Annotated in this window: 4 protein-coding genes; 2 read left to right on the forward strand and 2 right to left on the reverse strand. The window is 55.5% G+C overall.

All coding sequences use genetic code 11. The annotated features are described in order from the left end of the window. Nucleotides 1-135: 135 nt before the first annotated feature. Nucleotides 136-402 (forward strand): type II toxin-antitoxin system RelE/ParE family toxin, encoded by a 267-nt coding sequence (locus tag M0974_RS12435; protein ID WP_297836674.1) that lies wholly within the window; start codon nucleotides 136-138, stop codon nucleotides 400-402. 5 nt (nucleotides 403-407) lie between these two features. Here M0974_RS12435 and M0974_RS12440 read toward each other — a convergent pair whose 3' ends face one another. Then, on the reverse strand, nucleotides 408-1,280 hold the full coding sequence (locus M0974_RS12440; protein WP_297836677.1) for an AraC family transcriptional regulator: 873 nt from the start codon (nucleotides 1,278-1,280) through the stop codon (nucleotides 408-410). A 137-nt stretch (nucleotides 1,281-1,417) separates the two neighbouring features. On the opposite strand from M0974_RS12440, the gene M0974_RS12445 reads away from it, so the two are divergent. Next, on the forward strand, nucleotides 1,418-2,332 hold the full coding sequence (locus M0974_RS12445; protein ID WP_297836680.1) for a DMT family transporter: 915 nt from the start codon (nucleotides 1,418-1,420) through the stop codon (nucleotides 2,330-2,332). Nucleotides 2,333-2,381: 49 nt separating this feature from the next. Here the strand turns inward: M0974_RS12445 and M0974_RS12450 are convergent. Further along, the coding region (locus tag M0974_RS12450) for an IS3 family transposase (protein WP_297836682.1) at nucleotides 2,382-2,474 on the reverse strand (93 nt) is incomplete at its 5' end.

Consider the following 2,474-nt stretch of genomic DNA (forward strand, 5'->3'; position numbering starts at 1 on the left):
AAGCTTATTATCTTCGCGAAATAATTGATCATGGGTTAACCGACCTAGAAGATTATTACCTCGCTGCAGAAGTCTTAGAGCGTGTCCGTAAGGGGCAGGAAGCCGTGCATTCGGCTGCGGACGTAAGGAAAGACCTTGGTTTGGACGATTGATTACACCGACACGGCAAAGACGCAGTTACGCAAGATCGATAAGCAAGCGGCCAAGCGTATTTTGAACTTTATGGATGAAAGGATAGCGAGCAGGGAAGATCCTCGTAGCACAGGTAAGGCTCTTACTGGTCCGCTGGGCGGTTTGTGGCGTTTTCGGGTCGGTGATTTTCGAGTTATCTGCGACATTCAGAACGGCGCGTTGCTAATTTTGGTGGTGCAGCTTGGTAATCGTCGCGAAGTTTATAGGTAGCCCTCCTACAAAAACGCCAACCGATATTCCCCCGGCGTAGCCCCCATCGCTTGCTTGAACCGATTATTGAAATGACTCGCACTGGCAAAACCATAGGCCATGGCGATGTCTCCCAGCGGCTGTTTTCCGGTGCGCAGTAGTTGTCGTGCACAGTTCATGCGTCGTGCCAGCAAATACTGATGAGGCGGCAAGCCAAAACTCTCGCGAAACATCCGCGCAAAGTGGTATTCGGACAAAGCGCACAGTGCGGCCAGTTCCCCTAGGCTGATTGGGTCCGCAAGATGATGTTCGATGTAATCCACCAATTGCCGCCGCAAGTGCGGTGCAAGGCCACCTTTGAGGCGCAAGCCCTGGCGCTGGCCGACTTGATTGAGCAGGGCGTGGCTGAGCATCTCGTGGGCGAGGCTGCTGGTCAGTAAGCGCTCACCGGGTTCGCTCCAATCAAGCTCGATCATGCGCAGAAAACGCGCAGTTTGCTCGGCATCGTCGATAAACGTGCTTTCACTCAGTTGCAGTTCTCGCGGCTCTCGATCAAGCAAGGCGACGCAGCCGAGGGCAAATTGCTCGGGGCTGAAGTACACGTGCGCGAGGCGAATGTCACCGTTGATGACCCACGCGGACTCATGCCCTGCTGGCAAGATGCATAACTTGCCGGGGCCGCCTTTTTGGCTGGGTTTATCGCGACGAAATGTGCCGGTGCCGCCGGCGATGTAACACGACAGGGTGTGGTGGCTCGGCGCTTGGTATTCCTGAGCGTCGTGATGGTTGTTCCACAGGGCTGCAACCATCCCGTCACCCAGTCCCGCGCTTTGTTCAAGGCGAGCATTGGGCGAGCTGTTCAGGGCTTGAAAGACCTGGATTGTTTCCAGTGGTGGCATAACGAATCCCTCTGCAGTTCGTATCCTATCAAGTCGCTTGCGTGCTGCCAGTCTCCAGATCGTTAAAAGCGCAAGATTGTGCAAGTCGCCGCTGGAGCGAAACCTCAGACTGAGGCTCAATTCAGGAGCCCGTCACGATGAACCTCTCTTTATATTTGCTCACCGTGTTGATCTGGGGCACCACGTGGATCGCCCTCAAGTTGCAGTTGGGGGACGTGGCGATTCCGGTGTCGATTGTCTATCGCTTCGGCTTCGCGGCATTGGTGCTGTTCGTGATGTTATTACTGAGCGGACGCCTGCAGAAGGTCAATCGGCGCGGCCAGTTTCTCTGTGTCGCGCAGGGCCTGTGCCTGTTCTGCGTCAACTTCATGTGCTTTTACACCGCCAGCCAGTGGATCCCCAGCGGCTTGATCGCCGTGGTGTTCTCAACCTCGACATTGTGGAACGCACTGAACGCCCGAATCTTCTTTCGCCAGAAGGTCGCACGCAATGTGCTGGCCGGTGGTGGGTTGGGCTTGATCGGTTTGGCGTGCATGTTCTGGCCGGAACTGTCTGCGCACACCGCCAGCCATGAAACCCTGATCGGTCTGGGTCTCGCGTTACTGGGTACGCTGTGTTTCTCAGCAGGGAATATGCTCTCCAGCCTGCAACAAAAAGCGGGGTTGAGGCCGCTGACGACCAATGCCTGGGGCATGCTTTACGGTGCCGGAATGTTAGCGGTGTATTGCGTGCTCAGCGGCACGCCTTTCAGTTTCGAATGGAATACCCGCTACATCGGTTCGCTGGCGTATCTGGTGATTGCAGGCTCGGTGATCGGCTTCACTGCCTACCTGACTTTGGTCGGGCGCATGGGGCCGGAGCGTGCGGCGTATTGCACGGTGCTGTTCCCGGTAGTCGCGCTGAATATCTCGGCCTACGCCGAAGGCTACCAATGGACAATGCCTGCCTTGATAGGGCTGGTACTGGTAATGCTGGGGAATGTGCTGGTGTTTCGTAAACCTAAGCCGCAAACCGGTACGGCTGAAACACTGCGTCGTCTGCTTCCCGAATAAATTCGGTCCTACGGAATGAACTGACCCCAAAAAATTGGACAAAAAATAGCTAAGCCGCAGCAGACTGGGTCCTGTACGCCACAGGGCTCAGCCCGTTCAGTTTCAGCTTGATGCGATCATGGTTGTAGTAATGGATGTATTC

The sequence above is a fragment of the Pseudomonas sp. genome, from assembly GCF_026224925.1.
Classification (GTDB): Bacteria; Pseudomonadota; Gammaproteobacteria; order Pseudomonadales; family Pseudomonadaceae; genus Aquipseudomonas.

Bases quoted from the DNA above. Each gene is read 5' to 3' on its own strand.
- M0974_RS12440 (WP_297836677.1), bottom strand. From the start codon at position 1,280: ATGCCACCACTGGAAACAATCCAGGTCTTTCAAGCCCTGAACAGCTCG.
- M0974_RS12445 (WP_297836680.1), top strand. From the start codon at position 1,418: ATGAACCTCTCTTTATATTTGCTCACCGTGTTGATCTGGGGCACCACG.